Origin of the sequence: Crassaminicella thermophila (genome assembly GCF_008152325.1) — a bacterium.
Taxonomy (GTDB): Bacteria; Bacillota; Clostridia; order Peptostreptococcales; family Thermotaleaceae; genus Crassaminicella_A; species Crassaminicella_A thermophila.
In genome coordinates this window covers 1832070-1847181 of sequence record NZ_CP042243.1, presented here as the reverse complement: position 1 = coordinate 1847181, position 15112 = coordinate 1832070, and the positions used below count along the sequence as shown (strand labels likewise).

Annotated in this window: 13 protein-coding genes and 1 other annotated feature; of the genes, 9 read left to right on the top strand and 4 right to left on the bottom strand. The window is 28.6% G+C overall.

From position 1 onward, the window contains the following. Positions 1–43 precede the first annotated feature (43 nt). Genes FQB35_RS09170 through FQB35_RS09155 form a run of 4 tightly spaced genes read left to right on the top strand, consistent with a single transcriptional unit; the run spans position 44 to position 5986 of the window. Complete coding sequence (locus FQB35_RS09170) at positions 44–2512, top strand: DUF3656 domain-containing U32 family peptidase (protein WP_148809639.1); 2469 nt, start codon at positions 44–46, stop codon at positions 2510–2512. Between the two features lie 27 nt (positions 2513–2539). Next, positions 2540–4915: an endonuclease MutS2 gene (locus FQB35_RS09165; protein WP_148809638.1), complete on the top strand. Its 2376-nt coding sequence runs from the start codon at positions 2540–2542 to the stop codon at positions 4913–4915. Between the two features lie 18 nt (positions 4916–4933). Further along, positions 4934–5392: a DUF523 domain-containing protein gene (locus FQB35_RS09160; RefSeq protein WP_148809637.1), complete on the top strand. Its 459-nt coding sequence runs from the start codon at positions 4934–4936 to the stop codon at positions 5390–5392. Between the two features lie 24 nt (positions 5393–5416). Beyond that, positions 5417–5986 carry a GerMN domain-containing protein gene (locus FQB35_RS09155; protein WP_148809636.1) on the top strand — a complete coding sequence of 190 codons (570 nt, stop codon included), beginning with the start codon at positions 5417–5419 and terminating at the stop codon, positions 5984–5986. A gap of 59 nt (positions 5987–6045) precedes the next feature. Here the strand turns inward: FQB35_RS09155 and FQB35_RS16180 are convergent, their stop codons facing one another. Then, entirely contained in the window at positions 6046–7155 is a 1110-nt protein-coding gene (locus FQB35_RS16180) for a rhomboid family intramembrane serine protease (protein ID WP_168198297.1), read from the bottom strand. A 94-nt stretch (positions 7156–7249) separates the two neighbouring features. Next, positions 7250–7945, bottom strand: a complete 696-nt coding sequence (cuyB, locus tag FQB35_RS09145; protein ID WP_148809634.1) for a cysteate racemase — start codon at positions 7943–7945, stop codon at positions 7250–7252. Between the two features lie 181 nt (positions 7946–8126). Then, positions 8127–8336 (top strand) — a binding site (T-box leader). A 52-nt stretch (positions 8337–8388) separates the two neighbouring features. Here cuyB and argS point away from each other — a divergent pair. Then, positions 8389–10089 carry an arginine--tRNA ligase gene (gene argS, locus FQB35_RS09140; protein ID WP_148809633.1) on the top strand — a complete coding sequence of 567 codons (1701 nt, stop codon included), beginning with the start codon at positions 8389–8391 and terminating at the stop codon, positions 10087–10089. A 14-nt stretch (positions 10090–10103) separates the two neighbouring features. Continuing rightward, on the top strand, positions 10104–10973 hold the full coding sequence (locus FQB35_RS09135; protein WP_148809632.1) for a radical SAM protein: 870 nt from the start codon (positions 10104–10106) through the stop codon (positions 10971–10973). 33 nt (positions 10974–11006) lie between these two features. Here the strand turns inward: FQB35_RS09135 and FQB35_RS09130 are convergent, their stop codons facing one another. Beyond that, entirely contained in the window at positions 11007–11201 is a 195-nt protein-coding gene (locus FQB35_RS09130; protein ID WP_148809631.1) for a hypothetical protein, read from the bottom strand. 122 nt (positions 11202–11323) lie between these two features. After that, the gene (locus FQB35_RS09125) at positions 11324–11812 is read right to left on the bottom strand and encodes a hypothetical protein (protein WP_148809630.1); all 489 of its coding nucleotides are present in this window, start codon (positions 11810–11812) and stop codon (positions 11324–11326) included. A gap of 137 nt (positions 11813–11949) precedes the next feature. Between FQB35_RS09125 and FQB35_RS09120 the strand changes: the two genes are divergently transcribed. The 3 genes from FQB35_RS09120 to FQB35_RS09110 all read left to right on the top strand — a co-directional run bounded on the left by FQB35_RS09120 (position 11950) and on the right by FQB35_RS09110 (position 15070). Further along, positions 11950–12447: an amidase domain-containing protein gene (locus tag FQB35_RS09120; RefSeq protein ID WP_148809629.1), complete on the top strand. Its 498-nt coding sequence runs from the start codon at positions 11950–11952 to the stop codon at positions 12445–12447. A gap of 107 nt (positions 12448–12554) precedes the next feature. Next, positions 12555–14309, top strand: coding sequence for a B12-binding domain-containing radical SAM protein (locus FQB35_RS09115; protein ID WP_148809628.1), 1755 nt, complete (start codon positions 12555–12557; stop codon positions 14307–14309). Positions 14310–14320: 11 nt separating this feature from the next. Beyond that, positions 14321–15070, top strand: a complete 750-nt coding sequence (locus tag FQB35_RS09110) for a hypothetical protein (protein WP_148809627.1) — start codon at positions 14321–14323, stop codon at positions 15068–15070. Positions 15071–15112 lie beyond the last annotated feature (42 nt).

The window sequence follows — 15112 nt, the reverse complement described above, 5'->3', positions numbered from 1 at the left end:
CTACTTTTTTAATGCATAGGATTTTTTACAGGAGATGATATAAGTGAGCATAGAGTTATTAGCACCTGTTGGAAGCTTTGAAGCTTTAAAGGCTGCAGTGCAAAATGGAGCGGATGCTGTTTATTTAGGAGGAAAATTATTTAGTGCGAGACAATACGCAAAAAACTTTGACGATGATGAGCTAATAGAAGCTGTAAACTATTGTCATATAAGAGGGGTTAAAGTATTTGTTACAGTGAATACCTTGGTATCGAATAAAGAGTTGGTGGAATTAGGAAAATATTTAGCTTTTTTATATAATATAGATGTAGATGCCATAATCGTACAAGATTTGGGCGTAGCAAAATTTATTAGAGAATATTTTCCAAATTTTGAACTACATGCTAGTACCCAAATGTTTGTACATAATTTTGAAGGGGTAAAGCTTTTAGAAGCAATGGGATTTAAAAGGGTAGTATTAGCTAGGGAAATGTCAAAGGAGGAAATTTTTAAAGTTAAAAAAAATACCCAATTAGATATAGAAGTATTTGTTCATGGGGCGCTTTGTATTAGTTATTCTGGACAATGTCTTATGAGCAGTATGATTGGAGGACGAAGCGGAAATAGGGGAAGATGTGCTCAGCCTTGCAGGAAACAATATACTTTAATAGATATGGATAGAGGAAAAAAAATAAAAAATAATTTAGGAGATTATTTATTAAGTCCTAGAGATTTAAATACATTAGAAAATTTAAATGAAATTTTAGATACAGGTATAAAATCCCTTAAGATAGAAGGACGGATGAAAAGACCAGAATATGTTGCTACTGTTGTAAAAGCTTATAGAAAAGCAATTGATCAATATATGCTTTATAAGAGTAGACCACAAATAGATTCAAAAACTTTAAAAGATGTAAAACAGATGTTTAACAGAAGATTTACAAAAGGCTATATATTAGGAGAAGTAGGAAAAAACATTATGAGTTTTGAAAAGCCTAGTAATAGAGGAATAAAAATAGGAAAAGTTATTGATTATGATAAAAACAAAAAGCGTGTTAAAATCAAACTAGAAGATTATCTTTCAAAGGGAGACGGATTAGAAATATGGTCTAAAGATAATCATAAAGGTGCTATTGTAGAAAATATATTTCAAAAAGGGCAAAAGAAAAATACTGCAAATCCTGGTGAAGTGATTGAAATAAACTTTAAGCATTCAGTATTTAAAGATAGTTTTGTGTATAAAACTTCAGATGTAGCTTTATTAAAAGAAGCAAAAGAAAGCTATGAGAGAAAAGATAAAAACATTCCATTATATGGTAAGTTTAAAGGTAAATTAGGAAGTAAAATAGAATTATGCATATGGGATGAGGATGGAAATTATATTCATGAAAAAGGGGATATAGTGGTCCAAAAAGCTTTGAAAACGGCAACGAAGAAGGAACGAATTTATGAACAGATTTCAAAGCTTGGAAAAACGCCATATCAGTTAAAAAAATTAGAGATTGAATTAGATGAATCAGTAGCTATTCCTATTGGAGAAATAAATGGATTAAGAAGAAAGGCTATAGAAAGACTAAATAAACTGCGTCAAAATCATAATAACAGAAAACTAATTGATTTGGAAAGATTTCAAAAGAAAATGGAAAGTTTATTTAATAATAAAAAGTTAGAAAAGACAAAAGATGTACGAATTAGTGTAAGTGTTAATAATATAAAGCAGTTAAAAGCTGTACTGAATTTTGACATAGATAGAATATATTATAGTGATTTTTCAACAATCGAAGAAGCATTAAAAATTGCAAAAACTTATAATAAATCATTGTTTTTAGCATTTTCAAGAATTACTGAAGATGAAGAATTAAAGAGTATTAAGAAAAAAATTAATATGTTAACTAATATGGATGGTATATTAGCTTCAAATTTAGGTGTATTGAATATAATGAAAGATTTTAAAAATTTAAATATAGTTACAGATTTTTCTTTTAACGTATTTAATAATGGAGCTATTGAATTTTTAAAAGATATGAATGTAGATGAAATTACATTGTCTTTAGAGCTTACACTAAAGCAGATAAGAGAGATTATTAAAAGGGCAGATACTTTGTGTGAAGTGATTATTCATGGCAGTTTGCCACTTATGATTAGTAAATACTGCCCTGTTTCTACATTCGTTTCTGATGGTAAAAAACATTGTGGAGCTTGTAAAAAAACACAATTTGGATTAAAGGATCAATTAGGGATAGTTTTTCCAATAATAAGCGATGAAAATTGCAAAATTCAGATACTAAATGCGCAAAAACTTTGTCTTATTGAACATATAAAAGAATTGATAGATTCAAAAATAACAAACTTTAGGATACAATTTATGCTGGAAGATGAAGAGGAAGTAAAAAATACTTTAAAAGCATATCTAGAAGCTATAGAAAATACTTTAAAAGGAAAAAGAATAGAAAGCAAAACTATTAAAAGCTTTATAAATAAAATGAAAGAAGAAGGAATAACTAAGGGACATTTCTTTAGAGGAGTTATGTAAATAGAACAAGTAGTAAGGAGAGTTGTAATGAACGAAAGAACTTTAAGGGTTTTAGAATTTCAAAAAATTAAGGATAAACTAATAGAGCAAGTAGAAACGAGCTTAGGGAAAGAAATAGCAGAAAAAATTGAACCTTCTATAGAGTACGAAAAAATTGTATCTTGGCAACAAGAAACTCATGAAGCAACAAGTATGATAATACAGAGAGGAAATATTCCTTTAGGAGGAATTCATGATTTATCATATCATTTAAAGAGAGCTGAAATAGGTACATTTCTTTATCCAGGACAGCTTCTTGAAGTTTCTGATACATTAAGAGCGGCAAGGAGACTAAAAAATTTTATAAAAGAGAAAAAGGAAGAAAGTAGATTTCCTATAGTAGAAGGATATGTAAGCAGTCTTTTTACTTTTAAGAGGATTGAAGATCGAATTAATGAATGTATTGTTGGAGAAGATGAAATTTCTGATAATGCCAGTCCTACATTAAAAAATATTCGAAGAAGCATTGAATCAAAGAATGTAGCTATTCGAAATCGTTTAAATAGTATTATATCTTCAAGCAAAAATCAGAAGTTTCTTCAGGATGCTATTATCACAATAAGACAGGATAGATATGTAGTACCTGTAAAGCAAGAATATAGGTCGAATATTCCAGGGCTTGTACATGATCAATCGTCTAGTGGAGCTACACTTTTTATAGAGCCAATGGCTATTGTAGAATTAAACAATGAGTTAAAAGAATTAAAATTGAAGGAAAAGGCTGAGATAGAAAGAATTTTAATGGAATTGACAACTTTAATTGGAGAGAAAGTACAAGAGATTAAATCGAACCAAAAGATATTAGCTATGTTAGATTTTATATTTGCAAAGGGAAAATTAGCTGTAAAAATGCGTGCTGTAGAGCCAAAAATGAATAAGAATGGATATATTCGTATTAAAAATGGTAGACATCCTTTGCTAGATCCAAAGACTGTTATCCCAACAAATATTTGGATAGGAGATGAATTTAAAACATTGGTTATTACAGGTCCAAATACAGGTGGAAAAACAGTAACTTTAAAAACAGTAGGACTACTTACATTAATGGCTCAATGTGGACTTCATGTTCCTGCTGACTATGGAACTGAGTTAGCCGTATTTGAACAGGTATTTGCAGATATTGGGGATGAGCAAAGTATTGAACAAAGCTTAAGTACTTTTTCTTCTCATATGACCAATATTGTTGAAATACTAGATACTATAAAAGTAAATGCTCTTGTATTATTAGATGAACTTGGAGCTGGGACAGATCCTACTGAGGGAGCTGCTCTTGCAATTGCAATTTTAGATCATTTGTATAAATTAGGTGTAAGAACTATTGCTACGACACATTATACAGAATTAAAACAGTTTGCTTTGACAACGAAGGGCGTAGAAAATGCATCTGTAGAGTTTAATGTAGAAACTCTTAGCCCTACCTATAAACTTTTGATTGGTGTTCCAGGAAAATCAAATGCTTTTGAAATATCCAAAAGACTTGGTCTTAATCAATATATTATAGATAAGTCCAAAAATTTAATTTCTAGAGAGGATATTGCTTTTGAAGATATATTAACAAAAATTGAGAAAGACAGAAGAATTGCTGAAGAAGAAAGAGATGAAGCTGTAAGATTAAAACTAATTGTACAAAAGCAAAAAGATGAATATGAAAGAATGAAGGAGAAATTAGCATTACAAAGAGAAAAGCTTATGAAAGAAGCACGAGAAGAAGCACGAAAAATTCTTAAAAATGCCAAGGAAGAAGCAGATAGGATTATAAAAGAATTAAGAGATTTAGCAAGAGAGCAGGAGGAAAAAGAAAGAAATAGAAAGATAGAAGAGGCTAGAAGAAAGTTAAGAGGAAAACTAAATAATATGGAAGATGGTTTAGGTATTCCTATGGATTTAGCAGTAAATACAAAACCACCAAAAAACTTGAAGATTGGAGATACAGTGCTTCTTTTGAATTTAAATCAAAAGGGAAGTGTTATAACAAAGCCTGATGCAAATGGAGATTTAACTGTACAAGTAGGAATTATGAAGGTAAATGTAAATATTAAGAATTTACGACTTGACAAAGAAGAAAAGGAAAAAATTCAAAAAACAGGTACAGGAAAGATTTTAAAAAGAAAAGCTGAAACTATAAAGAATTCAATAGACTTAAGAGGACAAACATTAGAAGAAGCTTTTATGAATACGGATAAATATTTAGATGATGCATATATTGCAGGACTTAATGAGGTAACGGTGATTCATGGAAAAGGTACAGGAGTTTTAAGAGAAGGCATAAAAAAGTTATTAAAGAAGCATAAACACGTAAAAAGTTTTAGAGATGGAACTTATGGAGAAGGAGGAACAGGCGTTACCATTGTAGAATTAAAATAAGGGAAAAGAGGTGGTGAATTGATACTAATAAGTGCTTGTTTAGCAGGGGTTAATTGTAGATATGATGGGGGTAATAATAAAAATAAAGAAATATTAAAGCTTGTAAAAGAGAAAAAAGCTATACTGGTATGTCCAGAGCAACTAGGAGGTTTGCCTACGTCTAGAATACCGTGTGAAATTGTTGATGGAAATGGTGAAGATGTACTAATGAACAAAGCAAAAGTTATGGATAAAAATGGAGAAGATAAAACTTTGCATTTTATAAAGGGTGCACAAGAAACATTAAAAATTGCTAAATTATACGGGGTTGAAACTGCTATTTTAAAAGCAAGAAGTCCATCATGTGGATGTGGCATAATATATGATGGTAGTTTTTTGGGGAATAAAAAAGAAGGTAATGGTGTTACAGCAGCGTTGTTAAAGAAGGAAGGAATCCGTGTGTTTGATGAAGAAAATTTTAAAGAATATATAAAATAATGTTCATTTAAAGGGGGAATAAAGATGCGAAAATCAATTATGATATGTTTATGTATTCTATTATTAACTAGTATGTTTGTAACAGGATGCAATAAAAAAGAAGAAAATATTCAAAAACCAATGAATACTGTAAAAGAAGAAAGAAATGAGAATAAAGAAGAGAAAACTATAGACTATGTGCTATTTTTAAGACATAAAGACAAGCCTTTTTTATTTGATGAAGCTTATAGCATAAAAGCAAATGATGAAAAGTTAAAAGGAATGAGTATAGAAGAATTTGTTATGAAAGAACTTATTGACTTTGAAGGTTTTGGTGAATATATTAATGCAATTCCAAAGGGAACAAAATTACTATCAGTAAAAAAAGATGGAGAAACGGTTATAGTAGATTTATCAAAAGAATTTGTTGAAGGACTAAAGAAAAATAAGGAAGATACTTACCTAACCCTTGCTAGTATAGTGAATACCCTTACTATTTTACCAGGAAATGAAAAAGTACAATTTATGATTGAAGGAGAAATTTTAGATAAAATAAATGATGTTGATACAAGTAAGCCTTTTGAATATATACAAGGATTATATCCTGATAAATAGAAAAAAACCACTCAAAATGAGTGGTTTTAGTTTGTCTATCAACAGGAAGGCTCCTGAATTTATTTTGAATATCTATTAAATATTTTTTCTCCCTTAAGGCCTAATGCATAGCTAGTAAGAAAACCTCCAATTAGTCCTCCTATGTGTGCAAAATTATCAATATTTGAGTTTGTAAGACCAAAGATAATATTAATGATTAAAAGGGTAATAATATTCATACCATATCTTGCTGAAAAAATTGCTGGACGACGTATTCCAAAATATAGATAAGCACCCATTAGACCGAATATGGCTCCTGAAGCACCTGCTGATACTGCATTACTAAATAAAAAACTAGCAAGGCTTCCAAATATTCCTGCCAAAAGATAAATCAATACAAACTTTAAAGAGCCATACATATATTCAATATCTTTTCCTAATATCTTTAATGCATAAGTGTTTAGAGTTAGATGAAGAATACCTATGTGAATAAAGATATTTGTAATTAGTCTATAATACTCTCCGGCTGCAATCAATGGATTATATTTAGCGCCGTATTGAATAATCGTATAAATATTTGTGGTGCTACCTTTCATAGATATAAATAGAAAATAAAGGATATTTAATATCATGAAAATAGTAGTAAAGTAAGCTTTTTTATGTTCAAAATAGTATCCTTTTTTTTCTTTTGTCATTTTTTCAATTTCTAAAAGATTAACTTCTTCTATTGATTCATATTGAATATACTTGATGTTTTTATAAATAAAATTTGTTAGTGCTTCTTTATCCTCAAAATTTGAGAAAATAGAAGATATCGTATTAGAAGGAATATGAACGATAATGATGTTTATATGGATTCTTTCTTTGTCTAACCAAGAGGCCAATTTTTCTAAATTTTTGAATGCATAATCATTAGTGTCTTCGATTAAGATTATTTTATAGAAAAACAACTTTTTAAATTTATTTTTTAATTTTATTTCTGTGTGTTGATTATAGATAATACTTTTTTGATAATCTATGGATTCTTTTAAAAAATCTTCATGAACAAAGTCAACAAAAAAATGGGAAAACCAAATTTGCTTTTGTAAGACAATGTCAAAAATACTCTTGATTTCTTTGTAAGGATATAGAAAAAACTCTTTTTTTTCTATGAAGTATTTCATCAATATAGAGATATATCGAATATTCACTTTTGCTACCTCCATGTTTAAAGATATAATGTCATTGTATCATATTTATTCATATATTGACAAAATAGCAGTACAGCTCATATGAGTTGTACTGCTATTTTATAGATTTTTTTCCAGCAAAATTAATAGCACGAATGGAAATGACTTCTAATGGATCAATATAATTTCCTTTCATTTTAAACATTTCATATCCAACGGAAAGTTCTGTGCAACCTAAAATAAAAATTTCTGTATTATTTTCTTGTAATTCTTCAACAGCTTTATGAAATCCTTCTAAATTTATATCATTATGCCCTGCCTTTATGCCATAGATAAAATCTGTTACATATTTTTGATTCTTTATAGGTTTTATAATTTCTAGATCATATTTATTAAAAATATTATCATATACACCTGTCTTACAGGTTCCTTCAGTGGCTAAAAGTCCTATTTTCTTTTGATCATATTTTTCTGAAATAAATTTAGCTGTTTCTTCAATCATATTTAGGAAAGGAATTTTAATTTCTTTAATAATATCTTCATAGAAATAATGAGCTGTATTACAAGGCATAATTAAAAAATCTGCACCCATTGATTCTAATCTTTTAGCGGATTCTATTAAATATTTTCTTGGATCCTCTCCACCAGCGATTAAATGAGCAGTTCTATCCGGTATAGATGTATTATTATCAATTAATATATGGATATGTTCTTGGTCACACTTTGCTTTTGTAAGGAGTATAATCTTTCTAAATAGATCAGCTGTTGCTAAAGGCCCCATTCCACCTAAAATTCCTAATTTTTTATGCATACTATCCATCCTCCAGTTTAAAATGAATATTTTATTGTTTATTATACTATATTTTAACAGAATTTGTCAGAATCAATATTTTTTAAACTTTAGAATTACAATTTTTCTAAAGAAAAAAATAAACAATGAAAAACCCTTGATTTAGGGAAAAATATATGATAAATTATTAGTCAAAATGAATCTTTTATCGGTGAAGAGGAGAGTAGATCCTAGGATGTGTCAAAGCGAATCGGAGAGGGTGAGAGTCCGATACACTACTAAGATTGAAGCGTACCTTGGAGATTTTTGCTGAAATGAGTAGGCAAAACGGAGTCCTTCCGTTATAGAGGAATAGAGTGGATACATGTTGTATCAATAAGAGTGGTAACACGGGAAAACTCTCGTCTCTTAATTTAAGAGGTGGGAGTTTTTGTTTTTGACTATTATACAAGAGGAGGATATATATGATTGATTTTAAAAGAGAAATAGCTAAGATTCTGTCTCAAAGAATTGAAGAACTAACGAAGGATGAAATAATTGAAATGATAGAAATTCCACCAAATTCTCAGATGGGAGATTTTGCTTTTCCATGCTTTAAATTAGCGAAGATTTTTAGAAAAGCACCAAACATGATTGCACAGGAAATTGCTGAAGATATCAAGGAGAATGATCTATTTGAAAAAGTTGAAAATGTTGCTGCTTATGTAAATTTCTTTATTGATAAAGTAACTTTTGCAAAATCTGTTATTGGAGAGGTTCTAACAAAGAAAGATACCTTTGGTTCGTCTAATATAGGAGAAGGTAAAAAGGTAATCGTTGAATTTTCATCTCCTAATATAGCAAAGCCTTTTCACATTGGGCATATAAGAAGTACAGTGATTGGAAATTCAATATATAAATTATATGATTTTTTAGGTTATGATACGATTACAATAAATCATCTTGGAGATTATGGAACACAATTTGGTAAGTTAATTGTTGCTTATAAAAATTGGGGAGATGAAAAAGAAGTCGAAGAAAATCCAATTCCTACATTGTTAAAGCTATATATTCGATTCCATGAGGAAGCGGAAAAAAACCCTGAATTAGAAGATGAAGGCAGAATGTGGTTTAAAAAATTAGAAGATGGAGATGAAGAAGCAAAGAGACTTTGGCAGTGGTTTAGAGAAGTTAGTTTAAAAGAATTTAATCGTGTTTATAATATGTTAAATATTTCTTTTGATTCTTATGCTGGAGAAAGTTTTTATTCTGATAAAATGCCTAGGGTATTAAAAATGATGGAAGAGAAAAATATGCTTAAAAAATCAAAAGGAGCAGATATCGTAGATTTAGAAGAATATGGTATGCCACCAGCATTAATAAGAAAAAGTGATGGTTCTACGCTATATATAACAAGAGATATTACTGCGGCAATTTATAGAAAAGAACATTATGATTTTTATAAAAATATATATGTTGTAGCATCACAGCAAAATCTACATTTTCAACAATGGTTCAAAGTTGTAGAACTTATGGGTTATGAATGGGCAAAAGATTGTATTCATGTTCCGTTTGGTTTAGTAAGTCTTGAAGAAGGAACAATGTCTACAAGAAAGGGTAGAGTAGTATTTTTAGAAGATGTACTAAAAAAAGCTGTTGAAAAAACAAAAGAAATTATAGGAGAGAAAAATGCAAATTTAGAGAATATAGATGAAACAGCAAAACAAGTTGGAATAGGTGCAGTCGTTTTTCAAGAGTTATCAAATAATAGAATAAAAGATTATACATTTTCATGGGATAGAACTTTAAACTTTGATGGAGAAACAGGTCCTTATGTTCAATATACTCATGCAAGAGCATGCAGTGTATTAAGAAAAGCACAAGTAACTATAGATGAAAATGTAGATTATGGTTTATTATCTAATGAAGATGCAATGGATTTGGTAAGATTAATTCAAATGTTTCCTGCTACAGTAGAAGAGGCTGCAAGAAAATATGAACCATCTATTGTAACTAGATACATTGTGGATGTTGCCCAAGCATTTAATAGATTCTATCATAATTCTCCTATTATTGTAGAAGATAAAGAGTTACAAAAAGCTAGATTAGCCCTTGTTTATGCGGCAAAACAGACTATAAAAAATGGTTTAGGGCTACTTGGAATTGCTGCTCCTGAAAGAATGTAATTGGAGGGAAATGAATGAGATATGAAGGAAGTGTTTTTAGGCCACCTAGTGAAGCATACAGCCTAATTATTCAAGCAACAATTGGTTGTTCTCATAACAAATGTACTTTTTGTAGTATGTATAAAGATAAGAAATTTAGAATAAGAGATATAAAAGAAATTGAAGAAGATTTAGAAATGGCAAGAAATTATTATAGTCATGTAAAACGAATATTTTTAGCTGATGGAAATGCACTGGTATTAAAAACAGAAAATTTAGAGAAAATATTATTAAAAATAAAAGAACTTTTTCCAGAATGTGAGCGTGTAGGTATATATAGTGCACCGAAAGACATATTAAGAAAAAGCGTTGAAGAACTAAAACATTTAAAAAAACTAGGACTAGGCATTGCTTATTTAGGTGTTGAATCAGGGAGCGATGAAATATTAGAACATATCCAAAAGGGAGTTACTTCTGAAGAAATAATACAGGCTGGTAAAAGAATTGTTTCGTCAGGGATCAACTTATCTGTAACCTTGATATCAGGATTAGGTGGAAAGGAAAAGTGGTTAAAGCATGCAAAAGAATCTGCAAGGATTATTAATGAAATCAATCCTCACTATTTAGGATTGTTAACCTTGTTGATTCAACCAGGAACTAAAATATATGATGAAGTAAAAAATGGAGAATTTAAACTTCTGACACCAAAAGAGGTGGTTCTTGAGACGAAAGAGTTAATAGAAAATTTAAATGTAGAAAACTGTATTTTTAGAAGTAATCATGCCTCAAATTATGTTGCATTAGCAGGGACACTGCCAAATGACAAAAAGCATTTACTAAAGCAATTAAGCTCAATGCTAGAATATCCTTATGGTATGAAAGATGAAATGCTTAGAAGATTATAAAAAAACACAGTCTTTACGGCTGTGTTTTTTACTTTATTTTTCTAAATAACAGAGAAATTCTTCTTCTGTTGTTTCTGCTATAGAGCATAATTGATTTAAAATACTATCTTTTAGAGAAAGAAAAGAATCGATATTAGTGCTTTTTCCTGTATATTCAAGAGCTTTTAAAATCATTAACATATCCCTTTTGGAAATTTCTTCGATTGAAATTCTGTCAAAATATTCCATATAAATCCCCTTTCTTTAATACGAATATATTGTTTTATTCGATATAAATTTCATAAAACCTTCAAAATCTGATAAATTATATATTTTTTATGACATAAAAAAAGGAAATGAGATACATTTCCTTATTTAAAACTCTGAGGTTCAGTTTTATGGTATACTCTTTTACTTCTATTTTTAATTTCCATAATAGCATTTACCATATTATTTACTTCTTTTTTTAAGAATGCAATGTCATTTTTGTCAATATTATAATATAAGTATAAATCTTCAAAATATCTTACGATTTTTGTTAGGTTTTTATCGATGCTTACAAAATCATTAAAGTTTTTACTTTTTCTTGCATTTTTAAATTGATCTAAATCATTTTGTATAGCTGTTATTACATCTTCTTCTGTAAGATATTCATCAATAACGAGTGAATAAGGTTTAATTCGTTCAAGTAGATAACTATTATCTGGATTAATATGATAAAGATATTCAATATGTAAATTATCTTTATGATATTTTACAATAAACATTATTCCTTCAATTTCCATGACTTCTGCACCTATTTTTTTTAATTCTTCTATGCAAAATTTGTGTCTAAGTAGTCTAGATGAGAAAATGGTCATAAAAATCCCTCCTTAATTGGATTGATTATATTATATCATACAAACAATCAAAGAAATAAAATAATTTTCAAAATAACAAATAATCTGAAAAGATTGTTTTTGTTTTGAGCATAAGTATAGTTAGGGGGTGTTTGATTATGAAACTTTATGAATACAATAGAGAGAAAGCTGTAAGTTATGCGATAAGGTGGGCTCTTGGCCGTAATCCTAGATATGCAGATTTTGAAAAGATGGGAGGCGATTGTACAAATTTTGCATCACAGGTTGTTCATGCTGGTGGATGTCCTATGAATTATAATAAATATGGATGGTATTTTAGAAATCTAAAGGATAGAGCTCCTGCATGGACGAGTGTAGAATATTTTTATCAATTTCTTATAAACAATAGGTCTATAGGACCTGTTGGCGAAGAAACTGATATATATGGCATAGAGATTGGAGACATTGTACAAATAAATTTTCAATATGATTATAGGTATGACCATAGTCCTGTGGTAATAGATATAAAACCTGGCAATCGAATGCTAGATAGCATTTTCATAGCAGCTCATACAATTGATAGAATTTATTATCCTTTATCAAATTATAATTTTAAAAAACTACGATTTATTCATATAAAAGGATTCAGAAGATAGGAAAATACCTATTTTATATTGATTTATGAATGAATTTGATATAATGTATTTGGTAATGATAAAAATAATTAATGATAGAAGAGTTTTGATAGAAAGGAATACAAAAGATGAAAATTTTACTAACTACTTTAAATTCTAAATATATTCATACTGCTTTATCTTTACGTTATCTACATAGTTTTTGTAAGGATACCTTTGATAATATGACTATAAAAGAATATACAATTAACCATAATACGGATTATGTTTTAGGTGAAATTTATAAAGGGCAATATGATATAATATGTTTTTCTTGTTATATATGGAACATATCAGAAATTTTGAAAATTGTGAGAAACTTAAAAAAGGTAAGTCCAAGGCTAAAAATTATATTAGGTGGACCAGAAGTGAGTTTTGACCCTATAGATTTAATGGAGAAAGAAAATGCTATTGACTATATTATATCTGGAGAGGGAGAAGAAACTTTTAAGGAATTATTAGATTTTTTGATAAATAAAAGAGGAAAACAAAATGATATAAAAGGAATTACATATAGAGAAGGAAATATAGTCATAAAAAATGCGGATAGAGAATTGATGAAAGATTTAGGAAATATTCCTTCTCCATATACGGAAGGATTAGAAGAATATAAAAATAAAATTATATATTATGAAAGTTCAAGAGGATGCCCGCATAATTGTAGATATTGCTTGTCGTCAACTATAAAGGGGGTAAGGTTTTTTCCTATTGATAGAGTAAAAAGAGATTTAAGTATCTTTTTAAAAGAAAGAGTAAAGCAAGTGAAGTTTGTAGATAGAACTTTTAATGTTAAAAAGAGTCATAGTCTTGAAATAATGAAATATATTGTGCAAAATGATAATGGCTATACAAATTTTCACTTTGAAATTACAGCTGATTTGTTAGATGATGAGACTTTAGATTTTCTTTCTACAGTAAGGGAAGGGTTATTTCAATTTGAAGTAGGGGTCCAAACTACTTATGATAAAACGATGGAGAGTATAGATAGAAAGGTAGATTTTAAAATACTTAGCCAGGTAGTAAAAAAAATATCGAGCTTTCGAAATATTCATCTGCATTTAGATTTAATAGCGGGACTGCCTTATGAAAGCTTTGAAAGATTTAAAAAATCCTTTAACGAAGTATATTTTTTAAAACCAGAAAAGCTTCAATTGGGTTTTTTAAAATTATTAAAGGGATCAGGTATTAGAAAAGATAAAGAACTTTATGGATATATTTTTAGAGAAGAAGCACCTTATGAGGTGCTAGAAAATAAGTATATTAGTTATAAAGAGATTTTGAAATTAAAAATGATAGAAGAAATGGTAGAAATGTTTTACAACTCTCATGGATTTCAAAATGCCATTGACTATATAATAGTAAATTTTTATGAACAACCTGCAGACTTTTATCATGCATTAGCAGACTTTTGGGAAGAGAAAGGATATCATAATATTTCCCATAGTAAAGTTAAATTGTACGAAATTTTATTAAATTTTTATGAAGAAAATAGATTGGATAATCTAGATGTTTTTCGAGAAATACTAAAATTTGATTATCTTATGCAGGGAAAAACTTCTCTGCCAAACTTTTTTTTACATGTGGAATTGGAAGATTTTCATCAAAGAGTCCATGCCTTTTTGCATAAAGAAGAGAACATAGAAAGATATTTAAAAAAATACAAAGGGATTGCTGTAAAACAAATCATAAAAAAAGTACATTTTGAGAATTTTAAATATGATATATTTAAGATTATAAAAAATAAAAATGAAAGAGTAGAAGAAAGAATGACTACTATTTTGTTTGATTATGAATTAGATAGTAAAGTTTTTGCTAAAAGTAAATATTATAAAGTGCATATTTAGGAGGGGGTATTATGAATATTTTTCAAGATATTGTTGAAACGAATAAAAATATTATTCCAAAAGCATTTCAATTAGCAGTAAAAAATTGGCCTATTGTTTTTACAGGAATAATATATTCTATTATTTCAATCTTATTATTTCGAATTGCATCTTTATTTTGGATATTAGCAGGTATATTACTATCTTTAGTGGTAAGTGCTTTATTTTCTAACTATTTATATTTAATTGAAAATATTATTAGGTATGGGAAAATTTCTTTTGAAGATTTTAAAAGAGGATTTACTGTATATATTTGGAAAATATATGGAGCGATGGTTGTTATATGGTTGGTGAATTATGGGGCAAGTTTGTTATTAGGTTCTATACTCAGGGTAAAAATAGGATTTATTTCTTTTTGGGCTTTATTGCAATGGATAGCATTTTTATTGTTAAATTGTTTACCAGAAGTTATTTATCAAAAGCATTATGCTGTAGGAGAAAGTTTTAACTATTCATTTTCTTTTATAAAAGAAAATTGGATAGACTGGTTTGTACCAAATATATTTTTAGGATTATTGCTTTATATTGTTATGGGAAGGATGCTAACATATAATGTTTTTTTAGGAGTTTCTTTTCTTCATCTATCGATAAGGAGCATAATCATTTATTTTGCAGGGCAATTTTTATTATCTTTTATGATGGTTTATAGGGGATTGTTGTTTGATATTTTAAGTAGTACAACGAGAAGAAAAAGAATATTTATGAGAAATGTATATAAGTAAAGATGACTATATTATAATCAATGAGTGAGACTTAGGAGGCGT

What these genes read in the sequence shown, in the direction of transcription:
- FQB35_RS09120 (WP_148809629.1), top strand. Translation starts at nt 11,950, where the DNA reads ATGAAACTTTATGAATACAATAGAGAGAAAGCTGTAAGTTATGCGATA.
- cuyB (WP_148809634.1), bottom strand. Translation starts at nt 7,945, where the DNA reads ATGCATAAAAAATTAGGAATTTTAGGTGGAATGGGGCCTTTAGCAACA.
- FQB35_RS09135 (WP_148809632.1), top strand. Translation starts at nt 10,104, where the DNA reads ATGAGATATGAAGGAAGTGTTTTTAGGCCACCTAGTGAAGCATACAGC.
- FQB35_RS09165 (WP_148809638.1), top strand. Translation starts at nt 2,540, where the DNA reads ATGAACGAAAGAACTTTAAGGGTTTTAGAATTTCAAAAAATTAAGGAT.
- argS (WP_148809633.1), top strand. Translation starts at nt 8,389, where the DNA reads ATGATTGATTTTAAAAGAGAAATAGCTAAGATTCTGTCTCAAAGAATT.
- FQB35_RS09115 (WP_148809628.1), top strand. Translation starts at nt 12,555, where the DNA reads ATGAAAATTTTACTAACTACTTTAAATTCTAAATATATTCATACTGCT.
- FQB35_RS09130 (WP_148809631.1), bottom strand. Translation starts at nt 11,201, where the DNA reads ATGGAATATTTTGACAGAATTTCAATCGAAGAAATTTCCAAAAGGGAT.
- FQB35_RS09110 (WP_148809627.1), top strand. Translation starts at nt 14,321, where the DNA reads ATGAATATTTTTCAAGATATTGTTGAAACGAATAAAAATATTATTCCA.
- FQB35_RS09125 (WP_148809630.1), bottom strand. Translation starts at nt 11,812, where the DNA reads ATGACCATTTTCTCATCTAGACTACTTAGACACAAATTTTGCATAGAA.
- FQB35_RS09155 (WP_148809636.1), top strand. Translation starts at nt 5,417, where the DNA reads ATGCGAAAATCAATTATGATATGTTTATGTATTCTATTATTAACTAGT.